Source organism: Siminovitchia fordii DSM 16014 = CIP 108821 (genome assembly GCF_000374565.1).
GTDB lineage: Bacteria > Bacillota > Bacilli > Bacillales > Bacillaceae_C > Siminovitchia > Siminovitchia fordii.
In genome coordinates, this window is sequence record NZ_KB894690.1 from 76051 (window position 1) to 100311 (window position 24261).

25 protein-coding genes and 2 riboswitches are annotated in these 24261 nt (G+C 42.2%); of the genes, 22 read left to right on the plus strand and 3 right to left on the minus strand.

Annotated features, from left to right (window positions below):
* Positions 1 to 56: 56 nt before the first annotated feature.
* The 9 genes from phnC to C509_RS0110260 all read left to right on the plus strand — a co-directional run bounded on the left by phnC (position 57) and on the right by C509_RS0110260 (position 8312).
* Positions 57 to 821 carry a phosphonate ABC transporter ATP-binding protein gene (gene phnC, locus C509_RS0110215; protein ID WP_018706836.1) on the plus strand — a complete coding sequence of 255 codons (765 nt, stop codon included), beginning with the start codon at positions 57 to 59 and terminating at the stop codon, positions 819 to 821.
* 10 nt (positions 822 to 831) lie between these two features.
* On the plus strand, positions 832 to 1617 hold the full coding sequence (locus C509_RS0110220; protein WP_018706837.1) for a PhnE/PtxC family ABC transporter permease: 786 nt from the start codon (positions 832 to 834) through the stop codon (positions 1615 to 1617).
* A gap of 1 nt (position 1618) precedes the next feature.
* A complete protein-coding gene (locus tag C509_RS0110225) occupies positions 1619 to 2479 on the plus strand; it encodes a PhnE/PtxC family ABC transporter permease (protein ID WP_018706838.1) in 861 nt (286 codons plus the stop codon).
* Positions 2480 to 2863: 384 nt separating this feature from the next.
* Entirely contained in the window at positions 2864 to 3703 is an 840-nt protein-coding gene (locus tag C509_RS0110235) for a GAF domain-containing protein (RefSeq protein ID WP_018706840.1), read from the plus strand.
* 66 nt (positions 3704 to 3769) lie between these two features.
* Complete coding sequence (locus C509_RS0110240) at positions 3770 to 4492, plus strand: PucR family transcriptional regulator (protein ID WP_018706841.1); 723 nt, start codon at positions 3770 to 3772, stop codon at positions 4490 to 4492.
* Between the two features lie 80 nt (positions 4493 to 4572).
* Positions 4573 to 6024 (plus strand): aldehyde dehydrogenase family protein, encoded by a 1452-nt coding sequence (locus tag C509_RS0110245; RefSeq protein ID WP_018706842.1) that lies wholly within the window; start codon positions 4573 to 4575, stop codon positions 6022 to 6024.
* 117 nt (positions 6025 to 6141) lie between these two features.
* The gene (locus tag C509_RS0110250; protein ID WP_026319796.1) at positions 6142 to 7038 is read left to right on the plus strand and encodes an NAD(P)-dependent oxidoreductase; all 897 of its coding nucleotides are present in this window, start codon (positions 6142 to 6144) and stop codon (positions 7036 to 7038) included.
* A 21-nt stretch (positions 7039 to 7059) separates the two neighbouring features.
* A complete protein-coding gene (locus C509_RS0110255) occupies positions 7060 to 7860 on the plus strand; it encodes a DUF3100 domain-containing protein (protein WP_018706844.1) in 801 nt (266 codons plus the stop codon).
* On the plus strand, positions 7860 to 8312 hold the full coding sequence (locus C509_RS0110260; protein ID WP_018706845.1) for a hypothetical protein: 453 nt from the start codon (positions 7860 to 7862) through the stop codon (positions 8310 to 8312). Before C509_RS0110255 ends, C509_RS0110260 begins: the two co-directional genes overlap by 1 nt.
* A gap of 279 nt (positions 8313 to 8591) precedes the next feature.
* Here the strand turns inward: C509_RS0110260 and C509_RS0110265 are convergent, their stop codons facing one another.
* The 3 genes from C509_RS0110265 to C509_RS0110275 all read right to left on the minus strand — a co-directional run bounded on the left by C509_RS0110265 (position 8592) and on the right by C509_RS0110275 (position 11643).
* Positions 8592 to 9800: a YhgE/Pip domain-containing protein gene (locus C509_RS0110265; protein WP_018706846.1), complete on the minus strand. Its 1209-nt coding sequence runs from the start codon at positions 9798 to 9800 to the stop codon at positions 8592 to 8594.
* 54 nt (positions 9801 to 9854) lie between these two features.
* Positions 9855 to 10436 carry a TetR/AcrR family transcriptional regulator gene (locus C509_RS0110270; protein WP_018706847.1) on the minus strand — a complete coding sequence of 194 codons (582 nt, stop codon included), beginning with the start codon at positions 10434 to 10436 and terminating at the stop codon, positions 9855 to 9857.
* Positions 10437 to 10665: 229 nt separating this feature from the next.
* A complete protein-coding gene (locus tag C509_RS0110275; RefSeq protein WP_018706848.1) occupies positions 10666 to 11643 on the minus strand; it encodes an NAD(P)H-dependent flavin oxidoreductase in 978 nt (325 codons plus the stop codon).
* A 155-nt stretch (positions 11644 to 11798) separates the two neighbouring features.
* Between C509_RS0110275 and ltaE the strand changes: the two genes are divergently transcribed.
* The 13 genes from ltaE to C509_RS0110340 all read left to right on the plus strand — a co-directional run bounded on the left by ltaE (position 11799) and on the right by C509_RS0110340 (position 24162).
* Positions 11799 to 12845, plus strand: a complete 1047-nt coding sequence (ltaE, locus tag C509_RS0110280) for a low-specificity L-threonine aldolase (RefSeq protein WP_018706849.1) — start codon at positions 11799 to 11801, stop codon at positions 12843 to 12845.
* A gap of 261 nt (positions 12846 to 13106) precedes the next feature.
* The gene (locus tag C509_RS0110285) at positions 13107 to 13421 is read left to right on the plus strand and encodes a hypothetical protein (RefSeq protein ID WP_018706850.1); all 315 of its coding nucleotides are present in this window, start codon (positions 13107 to 13109) and stop codon (positions 13419 to 13421) included.
* On the plus strand, positions 13408 to 14046 hold the full coding sequence (locus C509_RS0110290; RefSeq protein WP_018706851.1) for an O-methyltransferase: 639 nt from the start codon (positions 13408 to 13410) through the stop codon (positions 14044 to 14046). Before C509_RS0110285 ends, C509_RS0110290 begins: the two co-directional genes overlap by 14 nt.
* 124 nt (positions 14047 to 14170) lie before the next feature.
* Positions 14171 to 15400: an MFS transporter gene (locus tag C509_RS0110295; RefSeq protein WP_018706852.1), complete on the plus strand. Its 1230-nt coding sequence runs from the start codon at positions 14171 to 14173 to the stop codon at positions 15398 to 15400.
* On the plus strand, positions 15393 to 15908 hold the full coding sequence (locus C509_RS0110300; protein WP_018706853.1) for a hypothetical protein: 516 nt from the start codon (positions 15393 to 15395) through the stop codon (positions 15906 to 15908). The genes C509_RS0110295 and C509_RS0110300 overlap by 8 nt, the downstream gene beginning before the upstream one ends.
* Positions 15909 to 15970: 62 nt before the next feature.
* Positions 15971 to 16117 (plus strand): hypothetical protein, encoded by a 147-nt coding sequence (locus tag C509_RS26480; protein ID WP_018706854.1) that lies wholly within the window; start codon positions 15971 to 15973, stop codon positions 16115 to 16117.
* 143 nt (positions 16118 to 16260) lie between these two features.
* A riboswitch (SAM riboswitch) is annotated at positions 16261 to 16370 on the plus strand.
* Positions 16371 to 16590: 220 nt separating this feature from the next.
* A riboswitch (SAM riboswitch) is annotated at positions 16591 to 16704 on the plus strand.
* 76 nt (positions 16705 to 16780) lie between these two features.
* Positions 16781 to 18580, plus strand: coding sequence for a PLP-dependent aspartate aminotransferase family protein (locus tag C509_RS0110310; RefSeq protein WP_018706855.1), 1800 nt, complete (start codon positions 16781 to 16783; stop codon positions 18578 to 18580).
* Positions 18581 to 18606: 26 nt separating this feature from the next.
* Positions 18607 to 19599, plus strand: coding sequence for an aliphatic sulfonate ABC transporter substrate-binding protein (locus C509_RS0110315; protein WP_018706856.1), 993 nt, complete (start codon positions 18607 to 18609; stop codon positions 19597 to 19599).
* 22 nt (positions 19600 to 19621) lie between these two features.
* Complete coding sequence (locus C509_RS0110320) at positions 19622 to 20467, plus strand: ABC transporter permease (protein ID WP_018706857.1); 846 nt, start codon at positions 19622 to 19624, stop codon at positions 20465 to 20467.
* A 16-nt stretch (positions 20468 to 20483) separates the two neighbouring features.
* A complete protein-coding gene (locus C509_RS0110325) occupies positions 20484 to 21233 on the plus strand; it encodes an ABC transporter ATP-binding protein (RefSeq protein ID WP_018706858.1) in 750 nt (249 codons plus the stop codon).
* Between the two features lie 14 nt (positions 21234 to 21247).
* Positions 21248 to 22951 carry an acetate--CoA ligase gene (acsA, locus tag C509_RS0110330; RefSeq protein ID WP_018706859.1) on the plus strand — a complete coding sequence of 568 codons (1704 nt, stop codon included), beginning with the start codon at positions 21248 to 21250 and terminating at the stop codon, positions 22949 to 22951.
* Position 22952: 1 nt separating this feature from the next.
* A complete protein-coding gene (locus C509_RS0110335) occupies positions 22953 to 23663 on the plus strand; it encodes an isochorismatase family protein (protein ID WP_018706860.1) in 711 nt (236 codons plus the stop codon).
* Positions 23664 to 23679: 16 nt separating this feature from the next.
* Entirely contained in the window at positions 23680 to 24162 is a 483-nt protein-coding gene (locus C509_RS0110340) for a GAF domain-containing protein (protein ID WP_018706861.1), read from the plus strand.
* Positions 24163 to 24261 lie beyond the last annotated feature (99 nt).

Genomic DNA, 24261 nt, shown 5'->3' on the forward strand with positions numbered 1-24261 from the left:
ACCAAATGCCTATACGCTCCTTTGATTTGAAAAAACAAAACCGAGGAGTTGTATGAATGTCTTTTTTGGCAGTGAACAATATCTCTAAACAATATGAAAAAGATAAACAAGTATTGTCAGATGTCAGTTTCGATATTACAAGCGGGGAGTTTGTTTCAATTATCGGGCCGTCCGGAGCCGGAAAATCCACTTTGCTCCGCTGTATCAATCGAATGGTGGATATTGAAGATGGCCAGATTGTTTTTCAGGATGTTGATGTGATGTCTTTGTCCAAAAGGGAGCTTCGTAAACATCGGACCCAAATCGGCATGATCTTTCAACATTATAATCTGGTATCACGTTTGACAGTGATTGAAAATGTGTTACATGGCAGATTGGGGTATAAGACAACCCTTCAAGGTGTATTGACCCGGTTCACTGAGAAAGAGAAGGCAGATGCATTTTCACTTCTGAAAAAGCTTGGCATGCAGGAACATGCGTATAAAAGATGTGATCAGTTAAGCGGCGGACAGAAACAGCGTGTAGGCATTGCCCGTGCCCTTATACAGCACCCGCAAATATTGTTGTGCGACGAACCGATTGCATCGTTGGATCCGAATGCTTCCAAAGTGATCATGGACCATTTACAAAGCATATCCAAGGAAATGAATATCACTTGCATTGTTAATTTGCACCAGGTTGACGTCGCGAAGCGGTATTCGGACCGGATTATCGGATTAAACGGCGGAAAGGTCGTTTATGATGGTAAGCCTGATGGCTTGACCTCTAACGTCATCCATCGAATTTACGGATCCGAGGCGGGAAATCTGATCATGGAGTAGGAGGAGATCAATGGATATCGAAGTGTTCAGAAGGAAAAAAAGGCAATTTACCATATTTGCTCTCGTGATGGTCGGGATTACACTCCTTTCATCCAAAATGACAGATTTCGACTTTATCCATAGTCTCTTATCCATCCCCGAGGCTTTTAAATGGATGGCATCAAATCTTTTTATCACAAGCGAGTCATTGGAGAAGATGCCTTCCATTATGGATAAGTTATTCGAAACTATTTTTTTGTCCATCGCCGCTACGACTACTGCCAGTGTCTTTTCTTTATTACTGGCATTATTAGGATCACAGACAACAAAGGTGAATAATATTTTCAGTACATTAAGCCGACTCATAGCCTCAGTATTCAGGAATATCCCTATAGTCGCCTGGGCGCTGATTTTGCTGTTGTCCTTTGGACAAAATGCTCTAACGGGCTATTTTGCACTGTTTTTGGCTACATTAGGGTTTTTGACCCGTGCATTTACAGAAACCATAGATGAAACGGGCAAAGCATCAGTTGAGGCGCTTCAAGCTACAGGTGCCAATTATTTTCAAGTAGTAGCAAAAGCAGTGATCCCGGAATGTTCTCCTCAAATCATCAGCTGGATTCTGTTTATGATCGAAACAAATATCCGAAGTTCCACACTGATCGGCATTTTAACCGGAACTGGGATCGGGTTTGCATTTGATTTGTATTACAAAAGTATGAACTATAACGTGCTAAGTCTCATCACGATCAGTATTGTCGCTGTTGTTATAGCGATCGAGCTGGTTTCAAACTATGTCAGGAGGGTTATTTTATAAAATGATCACCTTAAAAGGCAACCCGACTTTTGATATGATGACTACCAATTCGGGGAAAATAAAAATTACGAATTGGAACAAGCCCAAGATTGTGATGACTGGAACTTTTATTGTCCTGGTGTTTCTTACCATTTATGGATTTTTGACGTTTAACTATAATAATATTCATTTGCTAGAGGCTATTGCCGCTACAATTGATAATTTAAAGATTGTATTTTTGCAGCCTTCCCTCAATAACTTCTCCTTGCCAGAAGCTCTATATCAAATTACTTTGACGATCGGCTTGGCATTTCTAGCCACGATAGCGGGTGCAGTTATATCTTTGTTCATTGGTTTATTTGCCGCTAAAAATCTGGCGCCAAAACCAATTGCGAATGCAATCATCGTGATCATGGCTTTTATTCGGTCTGTGCCAACAGTATTATGGGTACTGATATTTGCGATTGCTGCAGGGCTCGGCAGTGAAGCCGCAGTCTTGGGAATGCTGCTTCATACCGTTGCATTCCTAGTCAAGGCTTTTGCTGAATCGTTTGAAGATCTGGATTTAGGGATTATTGAGGCATTGCGCGCTAGCGGAGCAAATTGGTGGCAAGTCATTACGAACGCAGTGCTCCCTTCCTCTGCAACATCTCTCTTATCCTGGACATTTCTCCGCTTCGAAACAAATTTTACCGTTGCTGTTGCAATGGGTGCCGCGGCAGGAGCCGGTGGAATTGGTTTCGAATTATTCATGGCGTCAAGCTTCTATTTTGACCTCCGAGAAGTAGGGTTTATCACTTATGCGATCCTTCTTGTCGCTGTTTTATTGGAGCTGTCTTCTACACAAATAAAGAAACGATATCTTATGAAAGAATCCGTATAACGGGTTTCTGATCATGTGTTAAGGGGAATCGGGGCTTTCTTCCATTTCAAGGAGGCCTCTTTTTTTATGTCTCCTATAGCAAGGAAGTTTAAAAAAATGGAGTATCATCAAAATACATGGCCATTCTTGCTTGCAATATAATTAGTGAGTAACTAGACTGTTGCGGCACAAAATGGTAAGGGGAAACAGGTTGGGCGGGATTCAGAGGATTTTTCAGGCCGTTACCGTTGAGCAATCAATGCAAATGACAATGACATGCTTGAGCAGCTTTTCAGGCATTGTTATTATGGTATTTAATTTGTGGAATATGTTTCTTTATAAATTTTATAACACCTTAAAGCTCAGAGTCGTTTGGTATAAAAATTTATATACAGGAGAAATAAAATGGCGCACAATATGATCAATATTTATAAAACAAACAAGCTGCTGGAAATGAACAAAATTTTAAACCAGTCATTAAAGCTGGAGGAAATTTTGCATAATGTCATTGTTGCAGCGAAAGAATTGATTGATGTGTCGGATGTCCTTCTCATTTATCTGTATGACAATGTAGAGAATAAATTGAAATTCGCGAAAGGAGAGGGCGTTAACCAAGAAAAGTTAAAAAAGGTTGCCTTTTCTCCAGGGGAGTCCATTACTGGAAAAGTTTTTATCGAAAAAAAGCCGAAACTATTCACCTCTGAACAAGAAATAGATGATTATATGGGGAATATGACAGAAGAGAATTATCGCCATTATTATGAAGGGGTAAAAAGAAGGAAAATCAAAAGTATGTTTTGTGTACCTATCATCAATAAAGATCGGTGTTTGGGTGTGGTGGCCGTCAATAATTACAATCAAAATGGGGTATTTACAAAAGAAGATATGCAGGTCATTGAGGTGGTTGCCGGTCAGAGTGCCATCGCTATAGATAACGCACATGTCTATAGTCACTTAAAAGAGAAGAATAGATTGCTGAAGCAATCAATCACCATACATAACCGATTTTACCAATTGATTATTGAGGGGCGTGGAATCAAGAAAGTCATCTCTATGTTGGAAAGAATGATATCTTCTACCGCTGAATTTTATACAGATGTAAATCTGGAAGATGCAGCCAATGCTTTTCCGATAAGAAGAGGGGACGACATATTAGGTGCGTTGCTATTGGAAAGGCCATTTCAGTCCTTTTCTGAAATGGATCAAATAGCAATTGAGCAAGCAAGTCTTTCCATTGCTTTATAGCTTATTAAAGATAATGCAATTTATGAAAAAGAAATACATTTCCGGGAAGAAGTTTTTAATCAATTATTGGAAGGAAAATCAGGCAGAGACCTGCAACACGCATTGCGATATGTAAAGTGGGATGAGGATTGGATTGTTCAATGCATTATTTTGGAAGGAAAAGATCAACCGTTATGGGAAGCGGAAAGGTTGGTTGATAAAGAGAGGTTTGTCAAATCGATTGAGCGGATTACAAATTCTGCTACTTTGCATAGTTTAATTTTCACACGCGCATTTCAATTAATTATGATTTTACCTAAGGTGAAGCACACCAACATAAATGAATTGATTAATGGAATCCAGGCTCTGTGGAAAAATGAAAAAGATATATTCTATGGTGTTGGAAGAGAAACGTCGATTCGTGATTTATCCATATCCTATAATGAAGCGATCCGTTCCATTGGCTATGCTAAACAACATAATGTTCGAATGGTCGAGTATGCAAAGTTGGGAATAGAACGTCTTTTATATGAGGTAGATAAAGAGATATTGGATATGTTCATGAATGATAAATTGCAACAACTTTATATCCTTGATGAAAGTTTCATAGAAACATTGCGAATATTCATCGATTTAAACAAAAACCACAAAAAAACTGCTGAAATTTTGCATATCCATACGAACACACTTTACTATCGTTTAAAAAAAATAGAAGAGATATTGCAAATTGAATTTAACAATGAAAAAGATTGGATCGATTTAGTGATCGCCTTTCGGTTGTATGTGGCAAGCAACAAAAAAGAGGACTGATTTTTGTTGCTTGCCACATTTAATTTGTGAATTTTAAGATTTATGATGATGTAAACAACCATTAGAAGGAGGAGTGTCATATGGCCGATATTTATTATAATTACATAAATGGCAAATGGGTATCATCCTGTACAAATGAAACATTCGAAAGCATCAATCCGGCTAATACAGAGGAAGTTTTAGGGTACTTTCAACAATCAAATGAAGAGGATGTTGAATTAGCTATTGCTTCCGCTGAAAGCGCATTCGAAAGTTGGTCAAAAACAGCTGTTCCAACTAGGGGAGATGTATTATTCAATCTAATTCAGTTACTTCAGGAAAAAAAAGATGAGTTGGCAGTCATCATTACGAAAGAAGTTGGAAAATCGCTGCGGGAAGCAAAAGGAGAAGTTCAAAAAACAATCGAAGCCATGAAACAGTTCAGCGGTGAAGCGACAAGGCTGACAGGTGAAACAGTACCTTCGCATAAAAGCGATATATTTGCCTACACAGTAAGGGAACCGCTTGGTGTAGTCGGAGTGATTGCTCCATATAACTTTCCGCTTGGTATAGGTATATGGAAAATTGCTCCGGCCATCATAGCAGGAAATACAGTCATCTTCAAGCCGGCAAGCAATACGTCGCTCATAAGTGTCAAGATCATAGAAATGTTTGAAGAGGCAGGGGTTCCTGCAGGTGTCATCAATATGGTTACTTGTCCTGGGGGAGTGATTGGCAATGCAATCGGGAATCACCCGAAAATTAAAGCTGTATCTTTTACCGGATCAACAGACGTTGGACTAGCTTTGGGGAAGGCAGTCAGCACAAGAGGAGCAAAAATGCAGGCGGAGATGGGCGGTAAAAATCCTTCCATTATCCTGGAAGATGTCAATATTGATGAAACAGTTGAAAATTTGGTCATCAGCGGATTTTGGGATAACGGACAGCGGTGTACGGGAACAAGCCGTGTGATCGTACTTAGATCTATTGCAAAAGAATTGACGGAGAAATTAGTTTCTCGAGCTAAGAGATTGGTTATCGGTGATGGCTTTGGTGAAAATGTTGATAATGGCCCTGTCGTTGATGAAGGGCAATTAAATACTTATTTGAGTTACGTCAATTCAGCCATCGAGGAGGGGGCTATCCTTGAATTTGGCGGAAAAAGGTTAACTGATAATGGTTTGGATAAAGGGTACTTTGTTGCTCCAACCATTTTCAGTAATGTAACAAAGGATATGACGATATTCCGGGAAGAAATTTTTGGCCCTGTTATTGGAATCACTACAGTCGATTCATATGAAGAGGCGTTGGAATTGGCAAATGAAAGCGATTTTGGACTCTCTTCCACAATCTATACAAATGATTTGAAAAAAGCATTTCACTTTGTTCGGAATATAGAATCAGGAGTAACACATGTCAATATTCCTTCCAACTACTTTGAAAATCAATACCCATTTGGTGGAAAAAAGGCTTCAAGTATTGGCCCTCGGGAGCAGGGCTCGACCGCATTGGACTTTTGGACAGATTACAAAACGGTATACATCAAGCCTTAAGAAGGTGAATGTAAAGGGCAGGGCTGCTGGCTCATTCATAGCAGTCTTGCTCCATTTACAATAAATCCTTCCAGGTTGAAGGAGATGAGTGGTTTAATGCAGAAAGGAAGAATGTTGATGAGAAATATTGGAGTGGCCGGATGTGGCCGGATGGGATCAGGGCTAGTAAAAAACCTGATTAAAAAAGGATACTATGTATCTGTCTATGATATAAACGAAATGGCAGTACAAAAGTTGGCAGATATAGGTGCCAAGGTGAAAAAGGACATTAGAGCAATGGCAAGTGAAGTGGATGTCCTGATTTTATCACTGACATCCACTGTTTTAATTGAAAAATTAATGCTTAATTCTGAAGTGGGAGCGTTTGGCGCACTAAAAAAGGGTGCTGTCGTTTTAGATATGAGCACAAACGATGTTGATTTGACAAGAAAGTTATCTAAAATAGCAAAACAGCATGACCTTGAATATTTTGATTGCCCTTTAAGCGGGGGGCCTTCCGGAGCTGATGAAGGAACATTGACGATTATGGTTGGAGGGTGCAAAGAGAAATTCCCCTATATCTTGCCCGTTTTGGAGGCTGTTGGAGAGAAAATAGACTATGTGGGGGAAAGCGGAGCTGGTCAAATAGTGAAGTTGTGCAATAACATGATTGTCGGGGGAATTATCACTTTGCTAAGTGAAGCTTTTTTAACCGGAGAAAGAGCCGGGGTATCGAAACAGAAAATAGCATCTATTTTACAAAAAGGCTCCGGCCAAACAAAAGTGATGGAAGTATTTGGTCCAAACTTATTGAAAAATAGTCCGGAAGAAGTGAAATTTTCTCTTTTTAATATGACGAAGGATTTGAATTTATATCGGAGTTTAGCTGAAAGTGCAGGAGTCCCGACAGTAGCAAGTGAATCGGCCCGTCAGCTTTTTCAGATAGCTGAGTATTTAAAGAAAGGGCAGCAAGATTCGACGGCTGTATTTGAAATAATTTCGAAATTGGGAGTGGAAGGGAAGAGCAATTTATAAGCATTTAAAAGGGGGATTAACATGAGTGAAAATAATAATACAAAATACGGTCTTTGGAAAGATTGGCGCTTGCATGCACTTGTAATATTAGTAGTTATTATAACCGAAATTATTGGAACTTTCAGCATTCCAGTTGGACCTGGAGTGATTCTATTACTTCCCATGCTCTATGCTTTGATCATTGGGTTGATATTGTATTTTACACCGCTTGTAAAAGAAAAGCAGGCTATGAATGCAGAACCTATTATTGTCCTGGGGGTGGCACTGCTGTTAGCAAAAATCGGAGTCATTATCGGTCCTTCCCTCCCTGATGTCATTGCAGCCGGCCCTGCGTTGGTTTTGCAGGAACTGGGAAACTTAGGAACCATTTTTCTTGCGCTTCCCGTTGCAATTTGGCTTGGGATGAAACGTGAGGCCGTCGGTATGACCCATTCCATTGGAAGAGAGCCGAATGTGGGATTGATCATGGACAAGTTTGGCATCAACTCACCAGAGGGACGTGGTGTAATGGCGATGTATATATTTGGGACTGTGTTTGGTGCAGCCTTTTTGGGACTCATCTCTGGATTGCTGGCAACCCTTACGCCATTAAGTCCGCTATCATTCGCAATGGCGTCTGGAGTTGGAAGCGGTAGTATGATGGCGGCGGCAAGCGGCTCACTGGTGGCAGCCTTCCCTGAAATGGAAGAACAAATTATTGCTTTTGCGGGAGCGAGCAATCTGCTATCACTGTCAACAGGCTTATGGGTCAGTATATTTATTGGACTGCCTTTGACTGAAAAAATATATTCTTGGATGACCCGTAAGAAGGAGGGGTACTAATGCTGAAAAATATCCAGGAATGGGCGTTGCTACTTGTTATCTTTGGTTTTACAGCTATATTGGGCAATTGGGCAGGATACAATATTTTGCCATTGGCGGCAATCCCGGGGATGGTTGTTCTTATATTAATTTGCCTGGCCGGATTTATTTTAAGGGAGTTAATTCCCATTAATTTTCCAAGTATCGCCTATATCTCAATCATTGGAGTGGTTGTGTCGATGCCGTGGATGCCAGGTTCTGAAAAAATTGTTGAATGGACTGGAGAAGTCCAGCTTTTGGCTTTGGCAACTCCAATTCTTGCATATGCAGGCATTGCCATTGGTCGTTCTTGGACCGACTTCATGAAACTAGGATGGAAGACAATTATAGTTGCAAGCCTGGTCATGTTAGGGACATTTATCGGATCAGCAATTATTGCTGAAATCATCTTGCGCGTCCAAGGGATTATTTAAATGGGCCTCCTTTCATCTTTTTTGCCTTCTTTACCGCCAACCTTTATTTGTGCTTGGTGGGAACATACGGGTTTAGTTAAGATGTTAGGTTAGCAAAGGAATCATTTTTCCAAGATAACATACCTATTTTTTGATATCGCATACTGTATGGAATTCTATTTTTAAGCAGCGCTTCATCAATGCTTCCATTTCCAACAATAGCCCCCTCTCCCGCGAAAACGGCAGAGGGGTTGGTTTTTGTAGGTATGAAAATTCTCTTGTGATGTACTGCAAAAATAATCAATTTTCCAGCAACGTATTTACCTTTGCAGTCTTCGATACATGATGATTACGTCGAAGGGCAACCGCGCCCATCCCCAAAATAAAAGTGAAACCTGCAATCAGCAAAAGGTACCCAATATTGCCCATTAACATAGCACTGTTTCCGCCAAAGACAATGGAGTAATACCCGTCTGCACCATATGTCGCAGGTAGGAAAGGCGCCAAAGCATGATAGCTATTTGATAACAAGTCTCTTGAAACCAAAACGCCGGAAGTGACGAGTTGGAGGGATAGTGCCAGGATGTTGAACACCATGCCGTAATTTCCGAAAAGGAAGACGAACACTTGGGCAAACATCAGGAATGCAAGGAACATGACACCTTGAAAAAGATAAACCATCATTAGCGGTTCCTGGCTCGCGACGTCAAACAGTTTCATAAGACCGATGGTCAGGAAGGGCAGCAAGAAGGCGACCACCACATTCACCAATTGTCTGGCGAAGAACAAGCTCCATTTTGAATAATTGGATCGGATTGTTTCAGCGGCTTCATGGATTTGCATGACCATGACCATGGCACCGGCAAATGAGGAAATGATCACCATTAATGGAACTAGGTTAGCGGAAAAATCATGGACGGCATTCGTCTGCTTCACAATCCCCTCAACCGGTTCCGGATGAATGGAACCAATGACCGATCCTACGGCCTTTTCAATTTCATCGGTAATCGTCTGTTCCAAAGGCAACTGCTTCAGCTTCTGCTCAAACATCGCTGTACCTGCATTTTTTTGGTGAACGAAGATATTTGTATTGAGTTCATTGTTCACTTGATTGGCAGTCTGCTCCATCATCGTTTTGGTGGATGTTGCGTTTGCCTGGTTAATCCAGTAATAGATCGAAGGTCGCTTTCCCGCTTGCAAGGATGATGAAAATTCAGATGGTATATGGATGATCATATCTATTTTTCGCTCATTCATTTCATCGGAAGCTTTTTCAAAAGACATGTATTTCCTTACCTGAAAAGGTAAATCCTGTTCAAATTTATCTGCAATGTCCATACCCATGCTTTGATCTTCGTTGATAATTCCGATTGACAAGTTTTCTGTCCTGTCTTGCACCCCTTTATAAGCAGTCAGCCATACGGAAAAAAAGATCAATTGAAACATGATGGCTGCCATAATTCCAATATAAGTTCCTCTTAACTTAATAATTGCTTTCAACCCTTTCATTGTTATCCTCCTTTGAATGTAAGTACTTACTTGCATATATTGTAAAAATTTTTTCTAGGGGGTAAGTCCCCTAGAAAAAATAAATACACTTGTTTTCAACAATTCCTTAATATCCAGGTCAGTCACATTTGATCCCAAGCGGATATGCGAGATAAAATGTCCAAAATTAACGGCAATGAATGATAAAGATGCTTCCTCTACATTCACATCCAATATTTTTCCCCTTTTTTTCATTTCACTGAAATACCCCATTAATTGTTCTTTCAAAAAGCGGGGTATATTTGCAATTTCTTCATCGATTTCAGGAAACGTGCCGACTTCTTTGAAGGCAATCAGAACCAAGTCCTTGATTGGCAGCATGGATTGAAAATATTTACTGGAAAAATGAAGCAAGTCTCTCTCCAATTCATAGGTGATATCGAATTGAATCGTTTCCTGCAACACTGGTCCATATGAATATTTATCTATAATGGCTTTTAAAATCCCCTGTTTATTTCCATAATGACGGAAAACAGTCACCTCATTGACACCTGCGAGTTCGGCGATTGAACGGGTTGTGGCCGCGGCGTAGCCTTTCTCACTGATCAACTGGATGGCGGCATCAAGAATCCGCTCCGCGGTCAATTGTGAAGACAAAAATTTCAACTCCTTATATATGCAAGTGATTACTTGCATGTTAGCATGGAGGAAAAGAAAAAGCAAATGGAAAAAAGTAATCGGTAGAAAGCCCATTTCTTTTCAAAATAGATGAGGTTAGTTACGAGATGGGGTGGGGATATATTAAATCACGATAGGCCGCCGGGGGTTAAATGATCAGTCCCGGTCGGCTCATCGTTTTAGTGAATAATGAATGAATAACCATTCATTATGTTGTTATACTTTCCTTCAATAAATCTTTTTTTGCCTGATCATACGATTTTTTTAATTCACTTATGATTTCCTCTACAGGCTGCATTTTATGTATCGTATCCACTCCTTGTCCGGCTGACCATATATCTTTCCAAGCTTTTGAACCGGTGCTGTTCATACTTGAGAAATCCGCTTTTGCATTGCTTTCCAGTGTATCGGGATTAAGGCCGGCGTTCCTGATGCTTGGCTTAAGGTAGTTGGCCTTCACTCCGCTGAAGGCATCCGTATAGATCAAGTCATCCAGTGTGGAGTCGATTACCATATTTTTATAGTCTTTTGAAGCGGAGCTTTCCTCTGCTGTGATAAACCTGGTTCCCATATAGGCGAAATCAGCCCCCATTGCCTGCACAGCCAGAACATCACCTCCGTTTGAAATCCCTCCTGATAAAATAGTGATGCCATTCCAAAATTCCTTCACTGCTCCCATAAAGGCAAAAGGGTTAATAGTCCCTGCATGGCCGCCAGCTCCTGCACAAACAAGAACGAGCCCGTCCACTCCTTTTTCAGCCGCTTTTTTTGCATGATAAGTTGATATCACATCTGAGAAGACAAGGCCTCCGTATTCATGCACAATTTTAACCACTGGACTTGGATCTCCCAACGATGTTATGACAATCGGCGGCTGATGCTTCTTGATAAGTGCCAAATCTTCCTTATACCGCTTGTTTGTATCATGTACGATAAAGTTTACCGCCCATGGAGCGACCGGCTGCCGGGGATTCTGTTCTTTTGCCGCCTTTAAATCCCGTTTGATTTCTTCCATCCATTGATCGAGCATATCCGCAGTACGGGCATTCAATAATGGAAAAGAGCCGATGACTCCGGCCTTGCAACCATTTATGACCATTTGTGGGCTTGATACTAAAAACATAGGCGCCATGATGACAGGCATTGATACATTTTCTTTTAAAGCTTGAAGCGCATTCTGATCCATAGTTCTTCCCTCCCTATCCAAGCTATATATCATTTCGATGGCAGTTATGTAAAAACCTTTTTTATTTTCAAAATCTAATTTGTAGATTTGTATGTGAAGCAAATCAGCTTTTTGCTAGTATTAATATAAGAGCCAATATGAGAGGAGCCCTCCAAATGCCAATAGATTTGAGAAGTGATACGGTGACAAAGCCGACAGTAAAAATGAGAAATGCCATTCGGGATGCTGCTGTTGGGGATGACGTGTACGGGGAAGACCCAACAATCAATCACTTGGAACAGCTTGCTGCAAAGATAGTGGATAAAGAAGCCGCTTTGTTTGTCACAAGTGGAACTCAAGGAAACCAAGTGGCTGTTTTATCCCATACACAACGAGGAGACGAAGTCATATTAGAAGAACACTCTCACATTTTCAGCTATGAAACGGCGGGTCTTTCGACAATCGCCGGTGTTCAGGCAAGAACCATTAAAGGGGTAAATGGTCAGATGCCGATTTCTGACATCATATCGGCCATTCGGGAGGATGATATTCATTGTCCCAAAACTGCTTTAATATGTCTGGAAAATACTCACGGAGATTCAGGAGGGCGTATTCTTCCTTTACATCATATGGAAGAGGTTTACCGGGTATCAAGAAAGTATCGAGTTCCTGTCCATTTGGACGGTGCCAGATTATTTAATGCGGCGGTTGGATTAGGTGTGGATCCTAAGGAAATTACCAAGTATACGGATACAGTTCAATTTTGTTTATCCAAAGGCTTAAGTGCCCCAATGGGGTCGATTTTGGCAGGTCCGAAGGATTTTATTGAAAAAGCAAGGAAGTGGCGTAAAATGCTGGGCGGCGGGACCCGGCAGGCGGGGATTGTCGGAGCTGCAGGTATTATTGCTTTGGAGGAAATAATTGGCCGTTTGCAAGAGGACCATCTTCATGCAAAAAAACTCGCTGAAGGATTAGCACGAATTAATGGAATCGATATTGATGCAGAAGGCGTGGAAACGAACATCATCATGTTTTCTATTGCAAGATCCGGATTGGATGCAGACGAATTTATCAAAAAACTGCACGGACATGAGATTTTGGCAAATTCTGCTGGCCCGTATAGAATCAGGTTTGTTACACACAGAGGGATAGCCACAGAAGATATAGACACAGCAATTGAAGCGATAAAGAGAATTTTTGCTGAAGTAAAAGTTAGAGTGTAAAAGTTTAGTGCAGCACATCACAATATTGTGATGTGTTTTTTGGGTTAAGAAATGATCATTGTCTATATCGTGGGAATGAAGATATTGGATTATGTTGCCGGACCAAGGAACAAGAGGTTCTAAAGCTGCAGATGCAACAGAACGCTAAGGAGCCGTTGCCCCATAGCTGCGCTTCTGGCATTCTTCTTTAAGTTGATATTTGGTATACATCTGTATACAATAGCATTAGTGTATACAGATGTATACAAAGGAGGGGTTGGCATGAAATATGAAAAAAATGGACATTACGGCGGTCAGCGTGCAAATAGAATGCATCATCGCGGACCAAAAACTTTCCGCAGGGGGCGGGCGATCGCCTTTTTACAGATGATGCAGGTGAAGCGTTCGACCATTAAGCAGCAGTTAGAAGAACCGGAGTTTGATTCTGTTCGTCAAATCTTGGTCGGTGAATTAAAAGCTATTGATATGGTGATCAACGAATTCATTCAGTTGTTTGACATCCACGAGAGCGAAGCGTCGGACAGACCTTTGGAAAAAGATGATGAGAAAGGAATCGAATCCAATGAAACAAATTAACCATTACATCGATACTGTTTTTCACAATTCAGATCCGATTTTAGAAGAGGTTATTTTGTCAATAAAAGAAAAAGGCATGCCTTCTATTTCAGTATCTCCTTCTTCCGGAAAGCTTCTTACGATGCTTGTATCGATAGCAGGGGCTAAAAACATATTGGAAATTGGAGCTCTTGGGGGCTATAGCGGAATTTGCCTTGCTAGAGGTTTCGGCAAGGAAGGAAGATTGACTTCTTTGGAATTAGAAGAGAAATACGCAGATTTGGCCCATAGCAATCTAATTAAAGCCGGCTTTAACGACCAGGTTTCTTATATGACTGGACCTGCATTGGATAGCCTTGAAGCATTGGCCGCTGACCATCAACGGTTTGACTTTTTCTTTATCGACGCAGACAAAAGTAATTATAAAAATTACCTGGAATACTGCATTAAATTAGCTGAGCCGGGTGCTTTGATTGTGGCCGATAATGTCCTTGCAGGCGGAAGCGTGGCCAATGGTGATACAAAGCCCAAGCGTTACACCGAGTATATGAGAAAATTTAATGAAACTGTCGCAAGCCATCCCCAATTGGAAGCATTGCTCATTCCGATCGGTGACGGAATGGTGGTTTCCAAAGTCAAAGAATAACAAAGTTGGCCCTCAGGAATCATTCAAACTCTTTTGTTTTACAAAGAAAAATGAATCATCCATTATAAAAGGGAAAGCCAGCAGCTTAAATTTCTGGTTTTAATAAATCGTAGAATGGAACTGTATGATGACGATAAATGAAGATAATCAAGTAAAAGACTATATCCGGCAGGGGACCCAGACTTTTAAAAAAGCGAATCTTGCGTTATTTGCCGCGGCATTCATTACGTTTGCCAACTTATATATGACACAGCCCATCATGCCTATTTTTACAAAGGAATTCAACGTAACACCGACAATGGCAAGTCTGTCTTTGTCATTGACTACACTCTCACTTGCATTTGGATTGCTTATTTTCGGATCACTTTCTGAAGCTTGGGGAAGAAAAAACATCATGTCTGTCTGCATTATCATTACAACCGTTTTAACTGTGGTGATATCATTCTCCCCAACTTTTGAGCTTCATCTGATACTTAGGGTGATTCAAGGTTTTACGTTTGCCGGAATCCCCTCCATTGCCATGGCTTACTTGGGAGAAGAGATAGAAGGGAATAGTGTCGGTGCTGCGATGGGCCTGTATATCAGCGGAAATACGATTGGAGGACTTTCAGGAAGGGTCATCATGGGAACCATGACAGATCTATTTTCCTGGCAAACAGGGATGGTCCTTTTGGGAGTAATCAGCTTGATTGCAGGCATCTATTTTATTTGGGCTCTTCCACCATCAAAACATTTTCAACCACAGCCATTAAAATTAAAAAGTCTTTTTGGAACGCTTATTTCCCATGTGAAAAATCCGGTACTGATATCGCTGTTTTTGATCGCTTTTTTCCTGATGGGCGGTTTTGTCACCATTTATAATTATCTGGGGTTTAAGCTGGCGGAGCCTCCCTATCATTTAAGTATGACGATCATTGGATGGTTGTTTATCGTTTACCTTGTGGGGACATTCAGTTCCGCCTGGTTTGGCATGCTGGGTGATAAATTTGGCCGACCGCTGTTTATCATTATAGGCACGCTTCTCATGCTGGTGGGCGTTGTGTTGACACTTCCCACTTCTCTATTTTATAAGATCATTGGAATTGTCGTGTTGACGTTCGGTTTTTTCGGTGCTCATTCTGTTGCCAGCGGGTTGGTGAGCCGCCATGCCACGCACGATATCGCCCAGGCATCGTCACTCTACTTGTTTGCCTATTATATGGGCTCCAGCTTCGGGGGATCGGCAGGAGGGATATTTTGGTCCCGTTATGGCTGGAATGGGGTGGTAAGTTTCACAATTGTCCTGTTGGTTGTTTCAGTTTTCTTGGCGTTAAAAGTAAAAATATCATCTGGAAGGGATAGCGCAAATGTATGATCCGACCCATTTTGAAAATTTAAAAGTGGCATTTGAAAATCGCATATATGATCTGGATAATATCGACGGCTTAATTACAATTGTTAATAGGGCGGACCTCACGGATTATGCCGTTCTTTCCAGGAAGTTTTCCATACAATTCGCGTTAACCGGCCAGTTGGATGTAACAGCGGAAGTCGTCTTGACTGCTTCTCTGGAAGATTTAGCCGGAGAAATTCTTGAAATGCCGGCTGCAACCCCTGGTTGTTCTCTTGTACTACGCTTTTATAAGCGTATTCATGAAGTGCCCGTGCAATGCGGAAAGATCGAGAAGGCCCTGTACGCTGTTTGGGAAAATGATATTGAACTGTCGCAAACACTGAGCTTCGAATACGGGGAAGAACTTTCCGGTTACCTGGATCAGATAGAAGTAAAATTCAAGACGAAAATAAGCGAGAATAATATGAGGGAAATTGTCCCATTTTTGGAGCATGTTTTGAAAAGTCTGGAACTGCTGAATGGAATTTAACGAGAATCTTTAAAGTCCAAACGCGGAATGCTAAGTATAGGCAAATACGAGGAGGCAAAGCGTTGAAAAATAATAACGACCAGACCAGCGAAGGGTTGAACCAAATATTGGAAATCATCAATGCGAAAGGTGATAAACGGGAGTTAAAAGAGATTGTGGAAAGTCGTGCTGATGAACCGGAAAAGAATGATTCTCCAGCAACAAATTGAAATTTCGTCAGACGCAGGTACCAACTCGTTGTATTGCAATTAAACAAACTTAATGAATCGGAAAACTTTTAAAAAAACATTTGACAACGAAAAAGTCCCGTGCTAGACTTCTATTTAACAATTAAGCAAACCAATTGAATATTTTCTTATCAAGAGTGGTGGAAGGATCTGGCCTGATGACACCCGGCAACCTTAAGTTTGATACTTAAACGGTGCTAATTCCAGCTGAGCGTTTTGCTCGGAAAGATAAGAGGAGATTTAAGATATACCCTCTCATCTTTTCATGAGAGGTTTTTTTATTGTAGTGATAGAAGATCGTATAAAATTAACTCACGTTTTCTATTCAACCAGTATGTGTTATGTGTGACTCCAGGCGCCATTGGCGCAAGGATCGAGTCAAATCGCGCGGGGGCTGAGGAACTGCCTCCTTGCAATCCGTTATTGTGCATTTATATCAAAAATAAATAAGCAGATTCTTATCAAGAGAGGCGGAGGGACTGGCCCGATGATGCCCGGCAACCATTAAGCATATTTGCTTGCTTAATAAGGTGCTAATTCCTGCAGGAGGCATTCCTGGAAGATAAGAAGAGAAAATCGAAAAAATTAATCGGCTCTCTTCTTAGGAAGAGAGCTTTTTTATTTACTGAACAGGGGGAAATTGAAATGACGACATCTGTAAAAAACACAACGTATGACCTTGAAACATTAGCACTACACGGGGGTCAGGCCCCGGATCCAACTACCGGATCAAGGGCGGTTCCGATTTACCAAACGACTTCCTTTGTTTTTCATGATACCGAGCATGCTGAACGGCTATTCGCCTTGGATGAGCCGGGAAACATCTATTCCCGCATTGGCAATCCGACAGTGGATGTATTCGAAAAAAGGTTGGCTTTGCTTGAAGATGGCGTAGCGGCTGTGGCCACATCATCAGGAATGTCAGCCATTACGTTATCCATCTTGAGCTTGGCAAGTGCCGGCGATGAAATTGTAGCGGGAACGAACCTTTATGGCGGTACATATAACCTTTTTGCTGTCACACTTCCACGCTACGGAATTAATGTGAAATTCGTTGATCCAACCGATCCGGAAAACTTCAAAGCAGCTATTACTGATAAAACTAAAGCCGTTTACGGTGAAATCATTGGAAATCCTGGCCTGCAAGTGCTGGATGTTGAAGCAGTAGCAGAAGTTGCACATGAAGCAGGAGTACCGCTGATCATCGATAATACATTTGCAACTCCGCATGTATGTAAACCGCTTCAGCTCGGAGCAGATATCGTTGTCCACTCAGCTACGAAATGGATCGGGGGGCACGGAACGTCCATTGGAGGCGTCATTGTTGACGGAGGCCGCTTTAACTGGAATACAGAAAAATTTCCTGAATTCACAGAACCTGATGCGAGCTACAATGGAATTCGATATGCAGTTGATTTCGGAACATTGGCGTTTATCACAAAAGTCAGGGTTCAATTACTTCGTGATTTTGGCGCAGCATTAAGCCCGCAAAATGCCTTCCAGCTTATTCAGGGGCTTGAAACATTGCATTTACGTGTAGAACGTCATAACGGAAATGCTGCTAAGCTTGCGGAATACCTGGAAAATCATCCGGCAGTGGAATGGGTATCCTACCCTGGACTTGAAAGCCACCCATCCCATGAACTGGCGAAAAGAATTCTTAATAACGGTTTTGGCTCCATCATTGTATTTGGCATCAAGGGCGGAAAAGAGGCAGGAAAAGATTTGATCAACAACGTTTCATTGTGGTCACATGTGGCCAATGTTGGTGACGCGAAATCGCTCATTATCCACCCGGCTTCCACAACGCATCAGCAACTGACCAAAGAACAACTGGAAGAAACAGGTGTGAGCGAATCGCTTGTCCGCTTGTCGGTTGGAATTGAATCTCTGCGTGATATTCAAAACGATCTCAATCAAGCGTTGGCAAAGGCAACAGGTATTGGTGCCGAAGAAGAACAGACCATTGTGATCAATGATGAGGGAATCATCCGCTGGGCCTTAAACTCCGCAACGGAACGAGTATTGGAAAATGGTCAGGAAATCAACCGCCAAAAAACATTGGCAATCGTTGGCTTAAGCGGAAAAGAGGCAAGGCCTAGTTACCGTTTGGCTCGGAAAATGCAAAGACTTGGCTACAAAATTATTCCTGTAAACCCAAGAGAGACAGAGATTTTGGGAGAAAAAGCTTATCCCGATCTAAAAAGCATTCCTTTCCAGATTGACGTTGTTCAAGTATTCAGAAGTCCTGAAGCAGCGATTGGTGTTGCCAAAGAGGCTGTAGAAGTGAAGCCGAAAGTTTTTTGGCTCCAAGAAGGAGTCATATCTCCTGAGGCAGCAGAAATAGCACAAGATGCTGGAATTCCGGTTATCCATAATAGATGTACGTATAAAGAGGCACAGAGATTACGTGGAACAATCTCAACATATGCATGTGAGATTTAAGGGAAAAAGAGAAGGGGAATACAACAATGAAAAAACTTTCATCAATTTTAGCACTCAGCATTTTAGGCCTTGTTTTATTAGTAACCACCGGTTGTTCCTCCAGTGCGAAATCTGAAGGAAAGCCGGAAAAAATCAGATTGGACTACGCTTACTACTCGCCAACAAGCCTGGTATTGAAAAAATTCGGCTTCTTGGAAGATGAGTTTAAAGATGACGGCATTAAGATTGAGTGGACATTAAGCCAAGGCAGTAATAAAGCCTTGGAATTCCTAAACAGCAACAGTGTTGATTTCGGATCAGCCGCAGGAGCTGCCACATTGATTTCAAAGGCTAAAGGAGCGCCGATTAAAAACGTTTATATCGCTAACAAGCCTGAATGGACTGCGCTGGTAACAACAGCGGATTCCAAAGTTAAATCAGTAAAAGATCTAAAAGGGAAAAAAGTGGCAGCGACCCTTGGAACAGATCCTTATATTTTCTTGCTTCGTGCTTTAGATAAAGAAGGTGTGTCAGTTGATGATGTGGAGATTGTTAACCTGCAGCATAGTGACGGAGCGACTTCACTGACAAATGGATCGGTAGATGCATGGGCAGGTCTTGACCCTCATATGGCTCGCTTGGAAATTGAATCAGGAGCCGAACTGTTCTACCGCAATCCTGATTTTAATACTTACGGATTTTTAAATGTACGGGAAGATTTTGCTGAAAAACATCCTGAATATGTAGAGCGTGTGATCAAAGCATACGAGAAGGCAAGACAATGGGTGCTTGATAACCCTGAAGAAGCTGTAAAACTATTGGCGGAAGAGGCGAGCATCCCAGAGGATGTGGCACGTATTCAGCTTGAACGCAACGATTTTTCAGAGCCTTTACCAGGAGATGTTCAAAAAGAAGCGCTTGTAGAAGCGGGTAAAATTTTACAAGAAAGTGATGTTATCGATTCAGGAGCCGATCTTGAAGAGTTGACTTCAAAATTAATTGATCCGTCATTTGCAAAAGAAGCAATTGAAGGCAAATAAACTCGGGTAGGAGCGAAGTAAAATGGCAAAGCATGAAGGTGAATTAGCGTCCGTACTTGTTACAGAAAGAACGTTGGAAAAGAAAAAGGTTCGGACAAAAAAGAGAAATTTTCAGCCGTTCATACTTGGAAGTTTACTGCCAATCATTCTTGTATTGTCGTGGGAAGTGTTAAGCCGCCAGGGGGTTTTTCCGTCGTATCAACTCCCGGCCCCTTCGGCGATATTGGCAACCATTCAAAAAATGGCGCAGGACGGTTCCTTATGGGGGCACGTCGGCATCACCACCTATCGCGTATTCTTGGGATTTGTATTAGGAACGGCTGTAGCGGTGGTTTTAGGTTCATTTGTCGGTTTTTACAAAAAGGCTGAGTATCTTTTTGACCCGATGATCCAGGCTTTCCGTTCGATCCCATCATTGGCGTGGGTTCCATTGTTCATCTTGTGGATGGGAATTGGAGAACCTTCCAAAGTAACGATGATCGCAGTCGGTGTCTTTTTCCCTGTATATTTAAATATCGTCAGTGGAATCGCAGGTGTCGACAGAAAATTGATAGAAGTTGGAAAAATGTATGGATTAAGTACATTTCAGCTTGTCACCAGAGTGATTTTGCCAGCTTCACTCCCTTCCTTTCTTGTTGGACTGCGAAGCGGTTTAGGCCTAGGCTGGATGTTCGTTGTCGCTTCGGAATTGATGGGGGCAAGTCAGGGATTGGGTTATTTGCTAGTTCTTGGACAAAATACACTTTCCCCAGAAACGATCATCGCAAGTATCATCTTGTTCGCCGTCATTGGAAAGTTGACTGACTGGATTCTTAAGGTAATTGAAACACGTACATTGCATTGGCAGGACCGGCTTGTGAAGTCGTAATTCGGAGGGGAATAAGATGGGCTTGGAATTGAAAAATGTCAGTCGGACATTCGCTGGAAAAACAGCGGTCCGGAATATCACTCTATCTGCAAAGCCAGGTGAAATTATCGGAATACTTGGTACGAGCGGCTGCGGAAAGAGCACGTTATTGAGGGCGATTTCCGGGTTGGATAATGAGTATGACGGGGAAATCGTGATAAACGGCCAAACGTCAAAAGAAGTGCATGATGCAACGGGCTTTATTTTTCAAGAGCCGCGGCTGTTTCCCTGGATCACCGTGCTGGAAAATGTCATTTTCGGATTGAAAGGCAAAAAGGAAGACAAAATCAGCCTTGGAAAACGATACTTGGAAGATGTCGGCTTAGGAGGATGCGAAGATCTTTATCCAAGGCAATTATCTGGCGGAATGGCACAACGTGTTGCAATCGCTCGCGCTCTCGTCACATCACCGGAAATCCTGTTACTGGATGAGCCTTTCAGTGCATTGGATGCTTTTACAAAAATGCAGCTACAAGACTTGCTGCTTGATATTTGGAAAGAGCATAAGACGACAATCGTACTGGTCACGCATGACATCGATGAAGCAACATATTTATGCGATCGTGTCGTTATCCTTCGAGGCCAGCCGGGAGAAATTGCCAAGGAACTGACAGTAGATGAAAGCCGGCCCAGGTCAAGAGGAAGCAATGTATTGGCAGAACTTAAAACAGAGATATTGGAGAGTCTAGATTTGAATAAAGCGGGCAAAACCCTGATTTCTTCGTAATGGAGGTATAGATGATGGCAGTATTAGAAAGGGAGATTATCGAATCAATTCCGGGGACATATAATCTGGAAAACTATGATGCGCTACGACATACATTTTCATGGGATGACGCTGCCAAGGAACTAAGTTTTGCGAAGACCGGAAAACTCAATGCTGCCTATGAAACGATTGACCGGCATGTTGACGAAGGCAACGGCGAAAAAGTGGCTCTTCATTATATCAACGGTGACGAAAGGCGTTCACTGACATTTAAAGAAGTGAAAGAAAAAACAGATCATTACGCGAGAGTTTTAAAGAGTCATGGAGTTAAAAAAGGAGATAGGGTTTTTGTCTTTCTCCCGAAAACTCCTGAATGCTACATTTCCATTTTGGCCATTATCAAGATCGGTGCCATTGCCGGTCCTTTGTTTGAAGCTTTCATGGAAGAGGCCGTCAAAGACCGGATCAATGACTGCAAGGGGACTGTACTGATTACAGACAATGAGATGGTCAAACGTGTTCCGCAAAAAGAAATATCTTCGCTTCAAACGATTTTGGATGTCGAAGACATTGAAAATACAATTATTGATGGTAAAAACGATTGCGACTTGGTCGAGTGGGTGGATCCGGAAGATGGCATGCTCATTCATTATACGAGCGGATCGACTGGCAAGCCCAAAGGCGTGTTGCACGCACATCGCGTTGTGAGCCATCACTACGTATCAGGCAAGTGGGTGCTTGATGTGAAAGATGACGATGTCTATTGGTGCACGTCCCATCCCGGCTGGGTGACTGGGAGCGTATACGGCCTTTTTGCTCCATGGTTGAATCGGGCAACAATCGTCATTCAAGGAGGCCGGTTCAAAGCTGAAAACTGGTACCAACTCATTCATGAATTTAAGGTGACGATCTGGTACAGTGCACCGACTGCTTTCAGAATGCTGCTTTCACAAGGCGACGTCATTAAAAACTATGATCTTTCCTCATTGCGCCATGTGCTTAGTGTCGGCGAGCCCTTAAATCCTGAAGTAATCTACTGGGCATGGGAGCAGTTGGGTGTCCGCATCCATGACACGTGGTGGATGACCGAAACAGGCGGACACTTAATCGTCAATTTGCCGGCAGAGACGATTAAACCAGGTTCCATGGGACGTCCGTTCCCTGGCATTACAGTCGGCATATTGGATGAAGATGGCCAAGAGCTGCCGAGGGGCTCTGTAGGGCAGCTGGCGATTCGCACGCCGTGGCCCGGATTGATGAAGGAGATCTGGGGCAACAAGGATAGATTTGACGCTTATTTCAGATATGAAGGATGGTATGTATCTGGGGACCTGGCTTATCAGGATGAAGATGGATATGTGTTCTTCCAAAGCCGAGATGATGACATGATCAATTCTGCCGGTGAACGGATCGGGCCTTTTGAAGTTGAAAGCAAATTAATTGAGCATCCTGCAGTGGCCGAGGCAGGAGTAATCGGGAAGCCGGATCCCATCCGTGGTGAATTGGTGAAAGCTTTTATTACATTGAGACCAGGGTTTTCTGAATCGAAAGAACTGCTTGAGGAAATCCGTGTGTTTGTGAGAAACAACTTGGCTGCCCACGCTGCACCAAGGGAAATAGAAGTATTGAAGGAACTGCCAAAGACAGTGATAAGCGGAAAGATTTTACGCAGACAATTAAAAGAATGGGAGATTCAAAGAGCAGAGTCTGATAGATTTATGAGAAATGGGGGAAATTAGATTGACAGCGGCGACATTGACCCAGAGTAAAATCGGTGGAATTCATGCAATACCAGAGCTTGCACCTCAATGGAAAAAGTTGAACTTGGCGGAAATCTTAAAAAGAAGAGCCGCATTTGTTTCTATAAGCCAGAATAAATGCCTCTACGAGAGCGACGGGGCTCTCGGACACGAAAATCACCGCCAGCGCGGTAGCTTGCCGGCAACGATCAAAACGTTGAAGGCTGCAAGGAAAGCAAGCAATTTTGTTTCATTCAATTGGATCGGTTACAATATTTATCGTGGAAATGATCCTCAAAATATTTTCGACAAAGTCCAATACGAGACATGGGTTGCAGGTTTGGATGTAACGGAAGAAAAAATCAAAAGAGACAATGAGTTGGTTGATGAATTACAGGAACTGGTTGAGCCGGATGATCTCCAATTTCATGAATGTGCATTGCAGACCGCTTTTATCGGCACGCCCTTTCCGCTCGAATTAGCCAGGAAAAGGGTGGAGGTCATCGTATTTACAGGTGTCCACCTCGATTGGTGCATAGAAGGAAATGTCCGTCTGGCGCGTGACAACGGCTATTTGCCGATTGTAATCGGAGATGCGACAGGATGTGAAAAGCCAGAGCAGGAAGCAGCTGCCATGGAGCGGATCAATAGTATTTTTGCACCTGTCATATCATCCAATGACTTTGTGAAGTATCTTGAACACCCCATCTGAGAGGAGGCTGGAAAATATGTTTGAAGTTAAAGCATACTCCGGAAATAAGCAGGAAGACTATCAATTGCTGCTGAAGCAATTAGATGCTTTATTGGACGGTGAAACGGACGAAACAGCATTGCTGGCCAATGCATCAGCACTATTAAATCAGTTTTTGGATAAAGTGAATTGGGTCGGCTTTTATGTGTGGAAAAATGATGAGCTTGTACTTGGTCCATTCCAGGGATTGCCGGCATGTACGCGAATTGCTTATGGGAAGGGCGTTTGCGGTGCTGCTGTAAAAGAAAAGAAAACACAACGGGTGGCAGATGTTCATCAGTTTCCTGGACATATCGCATGTGATGCAGCAAGCCGGTCGGAAATTGTCATCCCTATTATCGTAAATGGAAACATTTACGGGGTACTTGATATCGATAGCCCGATCACAGACCGATTTGACCACATTGATCAGAAATATCTTGAAGAATTTGTGAAAATTGTTGAGGATGTTTTAAAATAAATCGTTTAACATGGAGCTGACTAGACGACTAGAGGCCCTTTGTTCCATTTGAATGGATGGAGCAAAGGGCCTTTTTTTATCAAATGGCTATTGAGAAGA

Bases quoted from the DNA above. Each gene is read 5' to 3' on its own strand.
- phnC (WP_018706836.1), top strand. From the start codon at position 57: ATGTCTTTTTTGGCAGTGAACAATATCTCTAAACAATATGAAAAAGAT.
- C509_RS0110220 (WP_018706837.1), top strand. From the start codon at position 832: ATGGATATCGAAGTGTTCAGAAGGAAAAAAAGGCAATTTACCATATTT.
- C509_RS0110225 (WP_018706838.1), top strand. From the start codon at position 1,619: ATGATCACCTTAAAAGGCAACCCGACTTTTGATATGATGACTACCAAT.
- C509_RS0110235 (WP_018706840.1), top strand. From the start codon at position 2,864: ATGGCGCACAATATGATCAATATTTATAAAACAAACAAGCTGCTGGAA.
- C509_RS0110245 (WP_018706842.1), top strand. From the start codon at position 4,573: ATGGCCGATATTTATTATAATTACATAAATGGCAAATGGGTATCATCC.
- C509_RS0110250 (WP_026319796.1), top strand. From the start codon at position 6,142: ATGAGAAATATTGGAGTGGCCGGATGTGGCCGGATGGGATCAGGGCTA.
- C509_RS0110255 (WP_018706844.1), top strand. From the start codon at position 7,060: ATGAGTGAAAATAATAATACAAAATACGGTCTTTGGAAAGATTGGCGC.
- C509_RS0110260 (WP_018706845.1), top strand. From the start codon at position 7,860: ATGCTGAAAAATATCCAGGAATGGGCGTTGCTACTTGTTATCTTTGGT.
- C509_RS0110265 (WP_018706846.1), bottom strand. From the start codon at position 9,800: ATGAAAGGGTTGAAAGCAATTATTAAGTTAAGAGGAACTTATATTGGA.
- C509_RS0110275 (WP_018706848.1), bottom strand. From the start codon at position 11,643: ATGGATCAGAATGCGCTTCAAGCTTTAAAAGAAAATGTATCAATGCCT.
- ltaE (WP_018706849.1), top strand. From the start codon at position 11,799: ATGCCAATAGATTTGAGAAGTGATACGGTGACAAAGCCGACAGTAAAA.
- C509_RS0110285 (WP_018706850.1), top strand. From the start codon at position 13,107: ATGAAATATGAAAAAAATGGACATTACGGCGGTCAGCGTGCAAATAGA.
- C509_RS0110290 (WP_018706851.1), top strand. From the start codon at position 13,408: ATGAAACAAATTAACCATTACATCGATACTGTTTTTCACAATTCAGAT.
- C509_RS0110295 (WP_018706852.1), top strand. From the start codon at position 14,171: ATGATGACGATAAATGAAGATAATCAAGTAAAAGACTATATCCGGCAG.
- C509_RS0110300 (WP_018706853.1), top strand. From the start codon at position 15,393: ATGTATGATCCGACCCATTTTGAAAATTTAAAAGTGGCATTTGAAAAT.
- C509_RS0110310 (WP_018706855.1), top strand. From the start codon at position 16,781: ATGACGACATCTGTAAAAAACACAACGTATGACCTTGAAACATTAGCA.
- C509_RS0110315 (WP_018706856.1), top strand. From the start codon at position 18,607: ATGAAAAAACTTTCATCAATTTTAGCACTCAGCATTTTAGGCCTTGTT.
- C509_RS0110320 (WP_018706857.1), top strand. From the start codon at position 19,622: ATGGCAAAGCATGAAGGTGAATTAGCGTCCGTACTTGTTACAGAAAGA.
- C509_RS0110325 (WP_018706858.1), top strand. From the start codon at position 20,484: ATGGGCTTGGAATTGAAAAATGTCAGTCGGACATTCGCTGGAAAAACA.
- acsA (WP_018706859.1), top strand. From the start codon at position 21,248: ATGGCAGTATTAGAAAGGGAGATTATCGAATCAATTCCGGGGACATAT.
- C509_RS0110340 (WP_018706861.1), top strand. From the start codon at position 23,680: ATGTTTGAAGTTAAAGCATACTCCGGAAATAAGCAGGAAGACTATCAA.